This window comes from Cupriavidus sp. 2SB (genome assembly GCF_005503625.1).
Taxonomy (GTDB): Bacteria; Pseudomonadota; Gammaproteobacteria; order Burkholderiales; family Burkholderiaceae; genus Cupriavidus.
In genome coordinates this window covers 1-14,760 of record NZ_SCMX01000038.1, presented here as the reverse complement: position 1 = coordinate 14,760, position 14,760 = coordinate 1, and the positions used below count along the sequence as shown (strand labels likewise).

The following is a 14,760-nucleotide window of genomic DNA, read 5'->3' as shown; positions in this document are numbered from 1 at the left end:
GGCAGCCACGGCATCCGGTTCAATCGTCGTCGTCCGCCTCCGGCGCCATCGGCTGCAAGCGGAAGGCACGCAGATATTCCATCCACTGCGCGCCCGGCAATTCGGCCAGCGACTCCTGCACCAGCGACACTTCCATGTCAAACTCGCGAGGGGTCAGGCCGCCGCGCATCAACTGGAAGCGGCAGTACATCAGGTAGGTGTTGACGACGTCGGTCTCGCAGTAATCCCGGATTTCGTCGAGCTTGCCGTTCTGGAACGCCTGCCAGACCATGCTGCCGTCCATGCCCATCTTGCCTGGAAATCCGCAAAGCTTGGCGAGATCATCAAGCGGCGCGCTGGCCCGCGGCTGGTACATCGCCAACAGGTCCATCAGGTCCAGGTGCCGCATGTGATAGCGGCTGATGTAATTGTTCCACTTGAAGTCGCGGCTATCGTCTTCGCGACCCTCGCCCATCTCCCAGTAACGCGGCGCGGCCACGCCGTGGACCAAGCCGCGGTAGTGCAGCACGGGCAGGTCAAAGCCGCCTCCGTTCCACGACACGAGTTGCGGACTGTAGCGCGCAACCAGTTCGTAAAACTTCTGGATGAGTGTGGCTTCACCATCCTCGAGCGTACCCAGCGATCCAACGTGGAACACTGCCGATCCGTCGCGCTGTGTCCGGCGCAGCACGCACGAAATGGCGGCAACGCGCTGCAGGTAATGCGGCAGGAAATCGGAGCCGGATTTCTCACGGCGGGCAGCAAACGCATGCTCGGCGACTTCGGCGTCGCTCATCGATGCGGGATGGTCATGCAAACGGCGCAGGCCGTCGACATCGGGAATCGTCTCGATGTCGAATACCAGCACAGGGGTCATAAAACGGCGTCCTTGCGTACACCTTGCGAAGCGAAATGCCGCTTGAGCTTGACGAGGGCTTCCTGCTGGATCTGGCGCACGCGTTCGCGCGTCAGCCCCATTTCCTCGGCCAGCTCTTCAAGCGTGGCCGGCTCGATGTGGTTCAGGCCGAAGCGGCGCTCCACCACATAGCGATGCTTCTCGGACAGGCGAGCCAGCCAGAGTTTCATCAGGCCCTCCAACTCACGGTGCGCCACCTCCTGGTCGGGGGCGGCGTTGTGCTCATCGGAAAGGAAGTCGAGCAGGCTCGATCCCGGGTCGAGATCGAACGGCGTATCGAGCGAGGTGGTGTGTTCATTAAGTGCCAGCACGTCCTGCACTTCGTCCGGGGTCTTCCCGAGGAGATGTGCAATGTCTTCAAGGCTGGCGTCGCGGCCATCAGTGCCACCTTTTTCAAGATGACGCTTGGCGCGCAAGACCTGATTCAGTTCACGGATCACATGCACCGGCAAGCGCACAGTGCGGGCCTGATTCATGATCGCGCGCTCGATGCTCTGGCGGATCCACCATGTGGCGTACGTCGAGAAACGGAAGCCACGCGTCGGATCGAATTTTTCGATGGCGTGCATCAGGCCAAGATTGCCCTCCTCGATCAAATCGAGCAGCGGCACGCCACGATTCAGGTAGCCCTTTGCGATGCTGACCACGAGGCGCAGATTGCGCTCGATCATTACTTGCCGGGCAGAGAAATCACCGCCCTTGGCCAGCGTCGAGAAATGCAGTTCCTCGGGTGCCGATAGCAGCGGCTTGATACTGATGCGGTTCAGGTAATGCTGCACCGTATCGGCAGCCAGCTCCGTGTGGAGCACGGTCTTGAAGTCGTCGGGCTCGGGCGCAGCAGCTTCGCGGCCCTCTTCCTCGTCTTCTTCGGATTCCTCGTCGCCATCGTCCTCGTCATGATCGGCGTCGTCGGCCTTCACGTCGGCAGTACGGGAACGCGCGCGCGAACTGGCACGGATGGGCTCGTCGGCGACAGGCAGCATATCGGAGGCCGGATCGACTGCCGGCACGCTGGTGCCGTTCTCCTCGTCAGCCTGTACTGCCACGCCAGCTTTTCCTTCCGGCTGCGTTGGACGACGGGTCCTGCTGACAACTCCGGATGAAACAGTTTTCTGGCGTGGCATGAAACCTCACTGTGGCGGCAGATACCGCATCGGATCGATCGGTTTTCCGTTCTTGCGAACCTCGAAGTGCAGCTTGACCCTGTCAGTATCACTGTTACCCATTTCGGCAATCTTCTGGCCTTTTTTGACCATTGACTGCTCTGCCACCAGTACCTTGTCGTTGTGACCGTACGCGGTGAGATACGTGTCGTTGTGCTTGATGATGACAAGATTCCCGTAGCCGCGCAAGGGGCCTACGTGAATCACCCTACCCTCATCCGCAGCCAGCACCGGATCACCTTTTTTACCGGCGATATCGATGCCCTTGTTGCCCTTGTCGTCAAATTTACCGATGAGCTGGCCGGTGGCCGGCCATGCGAGGCGGATGTCTCCCGCAGGCGCCGAAGCAGCGGCTGCGGGCGCGGCCGGAGCCGGTACCGCGGCCGGGGCGGCTGCCGCAGGTGTCGACGAGGCACTCATCGGCGTGCCCACGGGGCGCGTTGCATCGATCGGCTGTGACTGCACGGTGCCCGGTGTCACCGGAATCGTGGCGACGCCCGGCGCAGCATTGACATCGGCGCTCGGCGGCACCACGCGCAACAGTTGCCCGACTTCGATCTGGTTGGCGTTGCCCAGGTTGTTCCAGGTGGCCACGTCACGATACGACTGGCCGTTTTCCAGTGCGATACGGTAAAGGGTATCGCCACGCTTGACCCGATAGTAGCCAGGGGGCGCTGGTTCGGTGGAAGCCGAGATCTGGGTACCGCCACCACCGGTGGTACGGTCCACCACAGGGGCGGGCATGGGGGAATTGGCGCAGGCGGCCAGCATGGCCGCGCAGGCTACGACGCTCAGGCGTTTTCCGACGCGTGCAAGGGAATCCGGATTCACGGTGTTGTGCATATTTCGACTCAGATGGTGCCCGATTTTAAAGGCACAAAGAAAACGGCTTCAAGCGCAGTCCGGTGAAATCGATGCCGATTGAGGCGCTCGATCAGCAATAGTTGCTGCGTCACCGTCTGTCCTGGCGCGCCATGGCCAGATGACACCACGGGCGCAATCAGACGTCCGCCGATGGCGAGTTGTTCCAGCAGGGCCTGCGGCACCTCCATGCCCGCCGCAGCGAGGATGATCGAGGAAAACGGTGCCGCCTGCGGCAGGCCCAGCATGCCGTCCCCGTAATGCAGGCGGATGTTGGGCACGCGCAGCGGCCGCAGGTTGGCCTTGGCTTGTTCGTGTAGCGGACGAATGCGTTCGATAGAGAACACTTCCTGCGCCACCAGACTCAGCACGGCCGCCTGATAACCACAACCGGTGCCGATTTCCAGCACCCGCTCCAGGGGCTGGTCTGGCGTCAGTCCTTCGCGCAGCAGTTCGATCATTCGCGCCACCACCGATGGCTTGGAAATCGTCTGCTGGTGGCCGATCGGCAGCGCGGCATCCTCGTAGGCCTGCGAGGCGAGCCCCGGCTCCATGAAGAGATGACGCGGCACCGTGGCAATCGCGCCCAGCACGCGCTCGTCGCGAATGCCACCGGCGCGCAGCCTTGCGGCCAGCGCACCGCGCGCACGATCCGATGCCATGCCGCCGCCGCCCGCCGTGGCCGCCGATGCGCGCGCCTCCACCGCACTGCCGGGTGGCGGAGGCGGTGCGGGCGGCGCCGCAGGCTTGCGCGGCTTGACCGTGGCCGGGGCCGGTGCAGCCGCGCGCTTGCCTACCGCGGGGAGTCCGGCGGTACGTGCGGGCGCAGGCTTGCGTTCGACCACGGCATCGAGCGGCAGCGGAAAGCGAGGACGGCGCGGCGTGGAACTCATTGCGGGGACGACAACGAAACGGAAATGGTTGCGGCAACGTGCAGGGCAGCCGCGCGGCGATCGCAGGGAAACGGGTAAAGCGCGCAAGGCGATGACACGCTTACCTCAGCCACTGTTCGATTTGTTCGAGCTGGCCGCGATGGGTCAGGTCCAGTTGCAGCGGGGTCAGCGAAACATAGCCGTTGGCCGTGGCATGGAAGTCGGTGCCCTCGCTCGCATCGCGTGCGTCACCGGCCGGGCCGATCCAGTAGATCGGATCGCCGCGCGGATTGACTTGCTGGATCACCGGTTGCGACGGATGGCGCTTGCCGAGCCGCGTGGCGCGATGCCCCTGGATATGCTCGTAGGGCAGGTTCGGGATATTCACGTTGAGCAGGAACGGCTCGCGCGGCGGTTGCGCAATCACGCGTGCCACGATTTCGCGGGCTACGCGCGCCGCAGCGTCCAGATGCTCCCAGCCATGATGGACCTGGGAAAACGCAATCGACGGAATACCGAACAAGTAGCCTTCGATGGCGGCGGCCACGGTGCCGGAATACAGTACGTCCTCTCCCATGTTCTGGCCCTGATTGATGCCTGAGACCACGAGATCGGGCTTGTCCTCAAGCAGGCCGGTCAGCGCCACGTGCACACAATCGGTAGGCGTGCCGTTGAGGAAGCGGAAACCTTTCTGCACGCCTTCACGCGCCTCATAGACGGAGAGCGGTCGCTGCAACGTCAGCGAGTTGGATGCGCCGCTATGGTTCTGCTCCGGCGCGATCACGGTCACGCGAGCCAGCGGGGCGAGCGCGGCGTGCAGGACGGCAAGCCCTGGCGCAAGGTAGCCGTCGTCGTTGGCGAGAAGGATATGCATGGCCGCGATTGTACCTGAGCGAGGCGCCGCTGGCGGCACTGCCAGGCACCTTGAAATCGCTTGCAGCAGCCCTATCATGCGCGCCCCGAATAGGGGTCATGAAGCGATTTCCTGCACAGAACGACCGTGCTTTTCTTGCGCTACACTTGCCCGGCCACGACCACATTACCAATGGAGACAACATGAAAGCCGTCCTGTGCAAAGCCTGGGGCCCGCCCGATTCCCTTTCACTGGAAACGCTGCCCGATCTCGTACCGGGCGATGGCGAAGTCGTCATCGACGTGAAGGCCGCGGGTGTGAACTTCCCCGACGTGCTGATCATCCAGAACAAATACCAGGCCAAGCCCGAACTGCCGTTCTCGCCCGGATCGGAATTGGCCGGCGTGGTCAATGCGGTCGGCGCCGGTGTGACACATGTGAAACCGGGCGACAAGGTTATTGCCTACCTCGGCAATGGCGCATTCGCCACGCAGGCCAAGGCGCCCGCCAAGGCCGTGGTGCCCATGCCGCCGGGTATCGATTTCGACGTCGCCGCCGCGTTCACGCTGACGTACGGCACCTCGCACCACGCCGTGGTGGACCGTGGCGAACTCAAGGCCGGTGAGACGATGCTCGTGCTGGGCGCCGCTGGCGGCGTCGGGCTCGCGGCTATCGAAATCGGCAAGGCGATTGGCGCGCGCGTCATCGCAGCCGCCTCCACCGACGAGAAGCTCGCGGTCTGCAAGGAGCACGGCGCGGACGAGGTCATCAATTACACGACCGAGGACCTGCGCGAGCGCATCAAGGCGCTGACCGATGGCAAGGGCCCCGACGTCATCTACGACCCGGTGGGCGGCGTGTACGCTGAACCCGCCTTCCGTTCGATTGCCTGGCGCGGCCGCTACCTCGTGGTGGGCTTTGCAAACGGTGAGATTCCGAAGATCCCGCTGAACCTGGCGCTGCTCAAGGGCGCTTCGCTGGTGGGCGTGTTCTGGGGCGACTTCGCGCGTCGCGAGCCGAAAGCCAATCAGGCCAACATGGCACAGATGCTCGGCTGGATGAAGGAAGGCAAGATCCGCCCACACATTTCGGCACGATATCCGCTGGACCAGGCACCGCAGGCGCTGAAGGATATGGAAGCGCGGAAGGTGACGGGGAAGATTGTTATTAATCCGTAAGGACTACATTTGCTCCCCTCTCCCGCTCGCGGGAGAGGGGTTGGGGGAGAGGGTCGGAGGCTCTGCTTGCCGACCTGTCGCGATTTGACCTGCTTGCCCTCTCCCCCGCCCCTCTCCCACTTCATGGGAGAGGGGAGCAAACAAACAGCGGGATCCGGCTTTTCAAAGCTTCTCCGTCTCCCCGCTCTTCGGCTGCCACTTCATCAGCCGCTTTTCCACCACCGTCACCATCCAGTCGAGCACCAGCGCGCAGGCTGTCAGCACGACGATGCCGGCGAATACGGTGTTGATGTCGAACGTCCCCTCAGCCTGCAGGATGAGGTAGCCCACGCCGCGCGCCGATCCCAGATACTCCCCTACCACCGCGCCCACGAATGCCAGTCCCACCGAGGTATGGAGCGACGAGAACACCCAGCTCGTGGCGCTTGGCAGGTACACGTGCCGCAGCAGTTGCTGGCGATTTGCACCGAGCATCCGCGCATTGGCCAATACCACCGGACTGACTTCCTTCACGCCCTGGTACACATTGAAGAAGACGATGAAGAACACCAGCGTCACGGCCAGCGCCACCTTTGACCAGATGCCCAGCCCGAACCAGACTGCGAAGATCGGGGCCAGGATCACGCGTGGCATCGAGTTCGCGGCTTTCACATAGGGATCGAGCACCGCCGACGTGAACGGACTCAGCGCGAGCCACAGTCCCACGCCGAGACCCGCCACCGTGCCGATGCCGAACGCGAGGACGGTTTCAAGCAGCGTCACGCCCAGATGGATATAGATATCGCGCTCGACCACGAACCAGGTCCAGATGCGCTTGGCCACCATCAGCGGCTCGCCGAAGAAGAACGCCACCTGCTCCGTGCGCGTGGCCAGATGCCAGATCAGAAGAATTGCTACGAGAAGGAGGAGCTGCCAGACGCGCAGCATGCCTCGGGAATCGGGACGGAAAGCCATGTCGTGATGGTTATTGCTTGTTTGTCGGCTTGTTTGTTGGAACCCTCAGGCCACCTTGCGCTGCTGCGCGTAACCCTTCAGCACTTCCTCGCGCAGCACATCCCAGATGGCGGCGTGCAGGGCCACGAAGCGCGAATCGTTGCGCACTTCGGCCACGTCACGCGGACGCGGCAGATCGATCGCGAACTCGCCGATCGGATGCGTGGCGGGACCGGCCGATAACACCACCACGCGGTCGCTCATGGCGATGGCCTCGTCGAGATCGTGTGTGATGAACAGCACGGCCTTGCGCTTGGCCGCCCAGAGATCGAGCACCTCGTTTTCCATCAACTGGCGCGTCTGGATGTCGAGCGCCGAGAACGGTTCGTCCATGAGGATGATGTCGGGGTCCATCACCAGCGTCTGCGCCAGGCTCACGCGCTTGCGCATGCCGCCCGATAGCTGGTGCGGATAACGATCACCGAAGCCGCCAAGACCCACGCGGCGCAGCCATTCTTCGCCCTGCGCCACCGCTTCCGCACGCGGCACGCCGCGAAACTCCAGACCGGCGATCACATTGTCGAGCGCGCTGCGCCAGGGCATCAGCGCCTCGGACTGGAACATGTAGCCGGCCCGCGTGTTGATACCGCGCAGCGGTTCGCCGAACACGCGCACTTCGCCGGAAGAGGGTTCGAGCAAACCAGCCGCGACGTTCAGCAGCGTGGATTTGCCGCAGCCGGTGGGGCCCACGACGGAAAGAAACTCGCCGGGCTGGATCGACATCGTGACATCGCGCACGGCGGTATAGCGCTGCGCACGGTCTTCGCGCGAGACGAAGGTGCAGGTCACGTTTTCAAGGGAGAGTGCGGGCGTGCTCATGGAGACAATGGCGCAAAATGCTTCGCCCGCCGGACGAAAAGCCGTGCGGCGGGCGACGGGAGCATCCGGAACGTTATCCGAATGCCTCGACAGAACTTACTTGTACTTGGCGTTGGCCTTCTGCACGAACGCGTTCGTGAAGGTGTTGTCGAGCTTGATGGCCTTGCCCTTCAGTTCCGGATCGAACTGCTGCAGCGTGCTCAGCGCCGTCTTCGGACCATCCGCGGGCATCGTGCCGTCCGGCGAGATCGCTTCCTTGACCTTTTCCCACGCGGAGAGATACAGCGCGCGATCGCCCAGCAGGTAGCTTTCCGGCACGGTCTTGACGATGTCCGACGGGCCCGCCTTCTGCAGCCACTTCAGCGCGCGCACCATGGCATTGGTCATCGCCTGCGTGGTATTCGGGTTTTGCTCGATGAACTTGGTCGATGCGTAGAGGCAGCCCGACGGCATGTTGCCACCGAACACGGCCTGCGTTTCCTTGAGCGTGCGCGTGTCCGAGGCGATCTTGACCTCGTTCTTCTGCGTCAGCATCGAGATCACAGGATCGAGATTCGCCATGGCGTCGATCTGGCCCGAGCGCATCGCGGCCACCGCACCGGCACTGGCGCCCACGCCGATGAACGACACGTCCGACGGTTTCAGCCCGGCCTTGGCCAGCACGAAGTTCGCCATCATGTTGGTGGAGGAGCCCGGCGCGGTCACGCCGATCTTCTTGCCCTTCAGGTCCGCAATGGAATGGAAGTTCGGCATCGTCTTGTTCGATACCACCAGCACGATCTGCGGCGCGCGGCCCTGCAGCACGAACTCCTGATACTGCTGGCCTTTGGCCTGCAGGTTGATCGTGTGTTCGTAGGCGCCCGACACCACATCGGCGCTGCCACCCACCACGGCCTGCAGTGCCTTGGCGCCACCGGCGAAATCGACGATTTCCACGTCGAGCCCTTCTTCCTTGAAGTAGCCCAGGCGCTCGGCAATCGTCAGCGGCAGGTAGTAGAACAGGTTCTTGCCGCCCACCGCGATGGTCACCTTGGACTTCTCGGGCTTGCCCTGCGCGAAGGCATTGCTGCCGAACGTGAACCAGCCAGCCAGGAACAGCGCCAGCGCGATCAGCAGTTGCTTCCAGAATTTTTTGTCGTACATCGTTGTCTCCTGCATCTTTTACTTCTTTTGCTTCTTCGTCTTTCGCACCGACGCACAAAAGCCGGGACGCCGCGAAGCGGCTCCCGGCGATGCTACCGCCCTCGGACGCGATCCCACATCGGGATCAACACCTAAACGTCCAATGTATGGACATGGGCGTCACTCGGCCTTGATATCCGCCGACTTGATGACCTTGCCCCAGCGCTGCAGTTCGGCCTTCTGATACTGGTCCAGTTGCTGCGGATTCATGTAATGCGCCTCGGCGCCCAGTTCTTCGGCCTTCTTGCGGAACGCATCGGACTTCATGATCTTCTCGATCTCGGTCGTCAGGCGATCAATGACAGGCTTTGGCGTGCCGGCCGGCGCATACATGGCAAACCACGACGATACGTCGAGATCGGGGTAGCCGGCCTCGGGCGCCGACGGTACATCCTTGAGGCTGGCGATACGCGTCTTGCTGGTCACCACGAGCGGACGCAGTTTGCCTGCGGCGATATGGCCCATCAGTGGCGGCGGCGTGGTCATCGTCATGTCCACGTTGCCGCCCAGCAGGTCGGTCAACGCCGGGCCAGTGCCTTTGTACGGGACGTGCGTGATCTGGATGCCGGCCATCTGGTTCAGCAGCTCGGTGGATACATGCTGCAGCGAGCCATTGCCCGACGACGCGTAGTTCAGCTTGTTCGGATTGGCCTTGGCGTAGGCAACCAGTTCCTTGAGCGACTTGACTGGCAAGCTCGGACGCACCACCAGTACCTGCGGCGCCGACAGCAGGTTGGCTACGGGCGCGAAATCCTTGACCGGGTCCCACGGCATCTTGGTCAGCAGCGGCGTGATCACGTGGAAGCCGGAGTACTGCACCAGCACCGTGTAACCGTCCGGCTTGGCACGCTGCACGGCCTGCGCGGCAATGCTGCCGTTGCCGCCCGGCTTGTTGTCGACCACGACGGATTGGCCGAGCGCCTTAGACAGGGGCTCGGAGATCAGGCGCGCGGCGAGGTCCGTAGTGCCGCCGGCCGAGGCCGAGACCACGAGCATGATCGGGCGGTTCGGGTAGGAACCGTCCTGGGCGTAAGCAGTAGCGGTGTAGGTCAGGCCGAGCGCTAGCGCGGCGATAAGAGTGCGTTTCATGGGTTGTCTCCGTTGTTGTAGTGGGGGACTCTTAAAATCTCTAATGTGTTTTTTCTCCCCTCTCCCGCACACGGGAGAGGGGAGAAAACCAGAAGCGGTCGATCAATCCATCAATCAGCTCTTCGCAAAAAACTCCGCCATCCATCCAGGCGGCTGGTGCGTGCGCAGCCGTGGCCCTGCGCTCAACAACTGGCTGGTCACGTCACGCTGAACCAGTTCCGACACGCCGCCGACCACGCCGAGCAGGCGATCGAGATCGATGCCGGTGTCCACGCCCATCGACGCGAACATATGCACGAGTTCTTCGGTGCTGACATTGCCGCTCGCACCGGGCGCGTAGGGGCAGCCGCCCAGACCGCCGGCTGCGGCGTCGAAGCGCGTCACGCCGGTCTGCCACGCGGCCATGGCATTCGCCAGGCCCATGCCGCGCGTGTTGTGAAGGTGGATCGTCAAGCCAGTCTTCGGCAGTTCCCGCTGGAAGCGCTCGCACAACGCGGCCACCTGATTCGGATAGGCCATGCCGGTGGTATCGCACAACGTGATGCCAGCCGCGCCGGCTTCGGCAAACCCGTGGGCCAGGGTCATGACCTCGGCCTCGTCCACTTCGCCTTCGAACGGGCAACCGAACACGGTGGACAGCGACACGTTCACCGGCACCCCAACCTTCCCGGCTTCCACGATCATCGCCAGCAACTGCGCTTTCGACTGCTCGCGCGTCATGCGCAGATTGGCGCGGTTGTGGGTCTCGCTGGCCGACATCACCAGATTGACTTCATCGGGACGGCACGACAACGCGCGCTCCAGGCCACGCAGGTTTGGCACCAGCACCGTATAGGCCACGCCCGGCACGCGTTCGATCTGGTGCATCACCGCCTCGGCGTCGGCCAGCGCGGGAATGGCGCGGGCCGAGGTGAACGAGGTGGCCTCGATGCGCGCGAATCCGCAATGGGCCAGTGCATCGACGAAGGCAACCTTGCCTTCAGTCGGCACGATGAACGACTCGATCTGCAGGCCGTCGCGCGGCGCCACATCGTTGATTTCGATCTTCGCGGGTCCGGCCAGCGGATAGCGATTCTGAATGTTGGCGCTCATGCGATCACTCCCCGGGCCCGCAGGTCCGCAATGGCTGCCGCATCAAAGCCGGACTCGGCCAGCACGGCGTCGGTATGCTCGCCCAGCGTGGGCGCGCGGTCATGGATGGCGCCCGGGTTGCCGGACAGCTTCGGGATGATCCCCGGCACCTCGACGCTCAAACCCCGTGCAGACGTAACGGTTTCGATCACGCCGCGCGCACGGTAGTGGGGATCTTCGGCGATGTCCTTGACGGTGTAGATCCGGCCAGACGGCACGTCCGCGCCGCGCAATGCATCCAGTGCGGACGCCACGGTTTGCGTTCTGGTCCAGGCTCCGATGGCGGCATCGATCTCGTCCACGCGCTTCACGCGGCCATCGTTGCGAGCCAGGTCCGGATCGTCGCCAAGGTCGTTGCGGTCCATCAGCGTCATCAGCCGCTTGAAGATGGCATCGCCATTGGCGGCGATCAGCACGTAGTCCCCACAGCCGCACAGGTAGGCGTTCGATGGGGCGATACCGGGCAGCGCGCCGCCAGCCGGCTGGCGCACGGCGCCGAATGCGGAATATTCGGGCAGCAGGCTTTCACTCAAGTTGAACAGCGATTCATAGAGCGCCACGTCGATGACCTGCCCTTCGCCGCCACGCGCATCGCGCTCGTACAGCGCCAGCAACACGCCAAGCGCACCATGCAGGCCGGCGATGGTGTCGCCCAGCGACAGCCCAGCGCGCACCGGCGGCCGGCCCGGCTCGCCGGTCAGGTGGCGCAGCCCGCTCATGGCCTCGGCCACGGCGGCGAAGCCCGGTTCGTCGCGCTTCGGGCCGGTCTGGCCGTAACCGGACACGCGCACCATGATCAGCTTGGGATTGGCGGCGTGCAGGACATCCCAGCCCATGCCCCATTTCTCCATCGTGCCGGGGCGGAAATTTTCGATCAGCACATCGGCCTCGGCGGCCAGCTTGCGCACCAGCGCCTGGCCTTCCGGCTGGCGCAGATCGATGGCAATCGATTGCTTGTTGCGCGACTGCGCCTCCCACCAGACCGAGGTATCCTCGTGGATCATGCGCCACTTGCGCAGCGGATCGCCCTGACCGGGCGGCTCCACCTTGATGATGTGAGCGCCAAAATCGGCCAGCGTCTTGGCGGCGAATGGGCCGGCAATCAGTTGTCCCAGTTCCAGGACACGAATGCCATTGAGAATCTGTTGTGCCATGTTGGGGAACGTCTCCGTTAAGCTGACCCGTCGGGGGATTGTCGTCGTGGCTTTGTTTCGACGGAGTGTGCCCCGTTGCGCAGTGACGCGGAATCGGCAATCCGGAAAGCGGGCTATCTCGGAATGCGAAAGATTCGGGAATACCCTGCCCGGCAACGCTCAATCTCCGGGCCCGCCTGCCGTTACTGGGGGATTGGGGTTCACGCGGCAACCGTGTCGATCTCTCCCTTCCTCGCTCTTCCCGCGCCGAAAACAATCGACGGCACAGACGCCATGGACATCGCCCGCCTTTGCCGGACCCTCAGCGCCGCCGCGCTGCTTGCAGTCGCGACGCTCGGCACCGCCCCGCCCGCCAGCGCGCAAACCCGCGTGGTGCTGTACTCCGAAGCGGGTCAGCGGCCCCTTTCGTACGAGGAAAACGGCGCGCCCAAAGGCGACTATATCGACCACTTCATGCGCGTCGCGAACCGGATTCCGGGCTATCAGGTCGAGATCCGATTTGCCTCGTGGGCACGCACGGTCGAGGAAGCGAAGAACGGCAACAGCGCCGGCATCCTGGGGGTGTATTACCGACCTAAAGAACGGCCGTACCTCAATCATTCGAAGGCGTTCTACGCCGAAGAGGTGGCCGTACACTGCAATCGAGACGCCATCGAGGGCCGCACCTTCCACCACTATCCCGATGATTTCGCCGGACTCCGATTCGGCAACCAGCGCAACTATCTGGCGCCCGGCCCGCGCTTCTTCCAGATGGTGAAGGAAGGCCGCATCACGATGGTGGAGGGGCACGAGTTCCAGGATCTGGTCAAGAAGATGCTGGTCGGCGAAATCGACTGCGTGGTCAACCCCAGCATCGTCATCAAGGAAGCGCTGCGATCGCTGGAAACGCGCGGACTACCTGAGCGCATGCGCTACAAGTCCCGGCGCGCCCTGGTCATCAAAACCGAGACCGTGCACATAGGATTCAGCAAGAAGTACGAGGAAGCCCATCCGGAATTGGCGAAATTCCGACAGCTGTTCAACCAGGCGGCGCCTGAATAGAATGCCGCACTGACTCGCCCGAACCGCTGGACCCGCTGGACCTTGCCAGGATCTTCGCCCCATGCCACCGCTGCCCCCGGTTCGTTCGATCCGGACCCGGATGATCGTGCTGTTTATTGTTGTCATCACGACAACGCTGGGCGCTTTTGCCTCGCATCGACACTGGCTGCTGCGGCAGGATCTTGAGCAACGGTTCGAACGGACCCGTGCCGATGTGCTCGAAAGCCTCGCGCAGAGCCTGGCGGAACCCACCTGGGCCTTGAACGTCGGCATCCTGCGGACGCGGCTCGACGCCACGCTGATCCACCCTGAAGTCGTCGAAGCCTGTGTGTTCTCGCCGGACGGGCAGGAAATCTACGCCGCTGCGGGCCGACCCGCATCCCCGAGCGAAGAGCCGTGTGCATCGGCGGGTGCCGATGACCTGCTTGACCGCGTCGTCATCTACCCGCCCGATGGCATCGATGCCACGCGGCGCGAGGTCTCCATCGGCAAGGCGGTGGTTCGGTTCAGCCGCAGGCCCATGGATGGAACATTGCGGGCGGCGATGATCCAGGGCGTGACCGAGGTGGCCGCCATCGACGTGGTGCTGGTGTTGCTGCTGACGTTCGGCCTGCGCATGATCTTCGTCCCCTTGGAGCGCCTGCAGCGCGCCCTGTTCCAGCTTGCCTCGCGTCACGAGGAAGAACCCGAGGAACTCGCCAAACTGGGACGTCAGGAGTTCGACAGCGTGATCGATGGCTTCAACCAGGTGCTGCGCAAGCTCAAGCTGATCATCGCGGAGCGCACCGAGGCCGAGCTGACCGTGCGGGCGGCCATCCAGCGCAGCAACAACGCCTTTGCACAGATCCAGGCCACCCAGGCCGAACTTGTCGAGAAAAATCGGCAACTCGAAACGCTGTCGCGTACCGACCAGCTCACCGGCGTGTACAACCGGCGTCGTCTCGACGAGGCGCTGATCGATGCGCTGGCCCACAGCGGCACGGTGTTCTCGATCATCCTGCTCGACGTGGACCGCTTCAAATCCATCAACGACAACCACGGCCACCAGATCGGCGACCGCGTGCTCGTGGACATGGCCCAGCGCATCCTCGACGCCAAGCGTCCCGGCGATATCGTCGGCCGCTGGGGCGGCGAGGAATTCCTGATCATATGCCCCGACACCGACCTCCCGGACGCTGCCGCCCAGGCCGAGGCGCTGCGGCAAGCTATCTCAGCGCAGGATTTTTCGGCAATGGGCGCGATGACCGCCAGCCTCGGCGTAGCCAGCTTCCAGTCGGGGGATACCATCCACGGGATGATTTCTCGCGCGGATCAGGCGTTGTATGAAGCGAAAAGGAAGGGGAGGAATCGGGTGGAGTTTGGGGAGGTGGGGGTTTTGGTGCCTTGATGGTTCGCTCCCCTCTCCCGCGTTAGTGGTGTACAGACCGGAGACATGGGTAACAGGTGTTCGGAGACATGGGTAACACGTGATCTGCGCGTATCACAGTACGCGCAGGTCGAGTTCCCCTATCTCACACCGGCTGAACCAG

At 63.4% G+C, this 14,760-nt stretch carries 14 protein-coding genes; 3 read left to right on the top strand and 11 right to left on the bottom strand.

From position 1 onward, the window contains the following. Positions 1-19 precede the first annotated feature (19 nt). The 5 genes from FFS21_RS18115 to surE form a co-directional block, all read right to left on the bottom strand. Positions 20-856 (bottom strand): 3'-5' exonuclease, encoded by an 837-nt coding sequence (locus tag FFS21_RS18115; protein ID WP_137926165.1) that lies wholly within the window; start codon positions 854-856, stop codon positions 20-22. Next, complete coding sequence (gene rpoS, locus FFS21_RS18110; RefSeq protein WP_137926164.1) at positions 853-2,019, bottom strand: RNA polymerase sigma factor RpoS; 1,167 nt, start codon at positions 2,017-2,019, stop codon at positions 853-855. The genes FFS21_RS18115 and rpoS overlap by 4 nt, the downstream gene beginning before the upstream one ends. 6 nt (positions 2,020-2,025) lie before the next feature. Beyond that, a complete protein-coding gene (locus tag FFS21_RS18105) occupies positions 2,026-2,901 on the bottom strand; it encodes a peptidoglycan DD-metalloendopeptidase family protein (RefSeq protein WP_137926163.1) in 876 nt (291 codons plus the stop codon). Between the two features lie 8 nt (positions 2,902-2,909). Further along, complete coding sequence (locus tag FFS21_RS18100; protein WP_137926162.1) at positions 2,910-3,812, bottom strand: protein-L-isoaspartate(D-aspartate) O-methyltransferase; 903 nt, start codon at positions 3,810-3,812, stop codon at positions 2,910-2,912. 100 nt (positions 3,813-3,912) lie between these two features. After that, positions 3,913-4,665, bottom strand: coding sequence for a 5'/3'-nucleotidase SurE (gene surE / locus FFS21_RS18095; protein ID WP_137926161.1), 753 nt, complete (start codon positions 4,663-4,665; stop codon positions 3,913-3,915). Positions 4,666-4,847: 182 nt separating this feature from the next. On the opposite strand from surE, the gene FFS21_RS18090 reads away from it, so the two are divergent. Continuing rightward, the gene (locus tag FFS21_RS18090) at positions 4,848-5,822 is read left to right on the top strand and encodes an NADPH:quinone oxidoreductase family protein (protein ID WP_137926160.1); all 975 of its coding nucleotides are present in this window, start codon (positions 4,848-4,850) and stop codon (positions 5,820-5,822) included. A gap of 162 nt (positions 5,823-5,984) precedes the next feature. Here FFS21_RS18090 and FFS21_RS18085 read toward each other — a convergent pair whose 3' ends face one another. The 6 genes from FFS21_RS18085 to FFS21_RS18060 all read right to left on the bottom strand — a co-directional run bounded on the left by FFS21_RS18085 (position 5,985) and on the right by FFS21_RS18060 (position 12,190). After that, the gene (locus FFS21_RS18085) at positions 5,985-6,776 is read right to left on the bottom strand and encodes an ABC transporter permease (RefSeq protein ID WP_137926159.1); all 792 of its coding nucleotides are present in this window, start codon (positions 6,774-6,776) and stop codon (positions 5,985-5,987) included. Positions 6,777-6,821: 45 nt separating this feature from the next. Beyond that, entirely contained in the window at positions 6,822-7,634 is an 813-nt protein-coding gene (locus FFS21_RS18080) for an ABC transporter ATP-binding protein (protein WP_137926158.1), read from the bottom strand. A 96-nt stretch (positions 7,635-7,730) separates the two neighbouring features. Then, positions 7,731-8,777 carry an ABC transporter substrate-binding protein gene (locus FFS21_RS18075; RefSeq protein WP_137926157.1) on the bottom strand — a complete coding sequence of 349 codons (1,047 nt, stop codon included), beginning with the start codon at positions 8,775-8,777 and terminating at the stop codon, positions 7,731-7,733. 159 nt (positions 8,778-8,936) lie between these two features. Continuing rightward, a complete protein-coding gene (locus FFS21_RS18070; RefSeq protein ID WP_137926156.1) occupies positions 8,937-9,905 on the bottom strand; it encodes a Bug family tripartite tricarboxylate transporter substrate binding protein in 969 nt (322 codons plus the stop codon). Positions 9,906-10,019: 114 nt separating this feature from the next. Next, on the bottom strand, positions 10,020-10,997 hold the full coding sequence (locus FFS21_RS18065) for a hydroxymethylglutaryl-CoA lyase (RefSeq protein ID WP_137926155.1): 978 nt from the start codon (positions 10,995-10,997) through the stop codon (positions 10,020-10,022). Then, positions 10,994-12,190, bottom strand: coding sequence for a CaiB/BaiF CoA transferase family protein (locus FFS21_RS18060; protein ID WP_137926154.1), 1,197 nt, complete (start codon positions 12,188-12,190; stop codon positions 10,994-10,996). Before FFS21_RS18060 ends, FFS21_RS18065 begins: the two co-directional genes overlap by 4 nt. Positions 12,191-12,403: 213 nt before the next feature. Between FFS21_RS18060 and FFS21_RS18055 the strand changes: the two genes are divergently transcribed. Next, positions 12,404-13,231: a substrate-binding periplasmic protein gene (locus tag FFS21_RS18055; RefSeq protein WP_160472596.1), complete on the top strand. Its 828-nt coding sequence runs from the start codon at positions 12,404-12,406 to the stop codon at positions 13,229-13,231. 61 nt (positions 13,232-13,292) lie between these two features. Further along, complete coding sequence (locus FFS21_RS18050; RefSeq protein ID WP_137926152.1) at positions 13,293-14,618, top strand: GGDEF domain-containing protein; 1,326 nt, start codon at positions 13,293-13,295, stop codon at positions 14,616-14,618. Positions 14,619-14,760 lie beyond the last annotated feature (142 nt).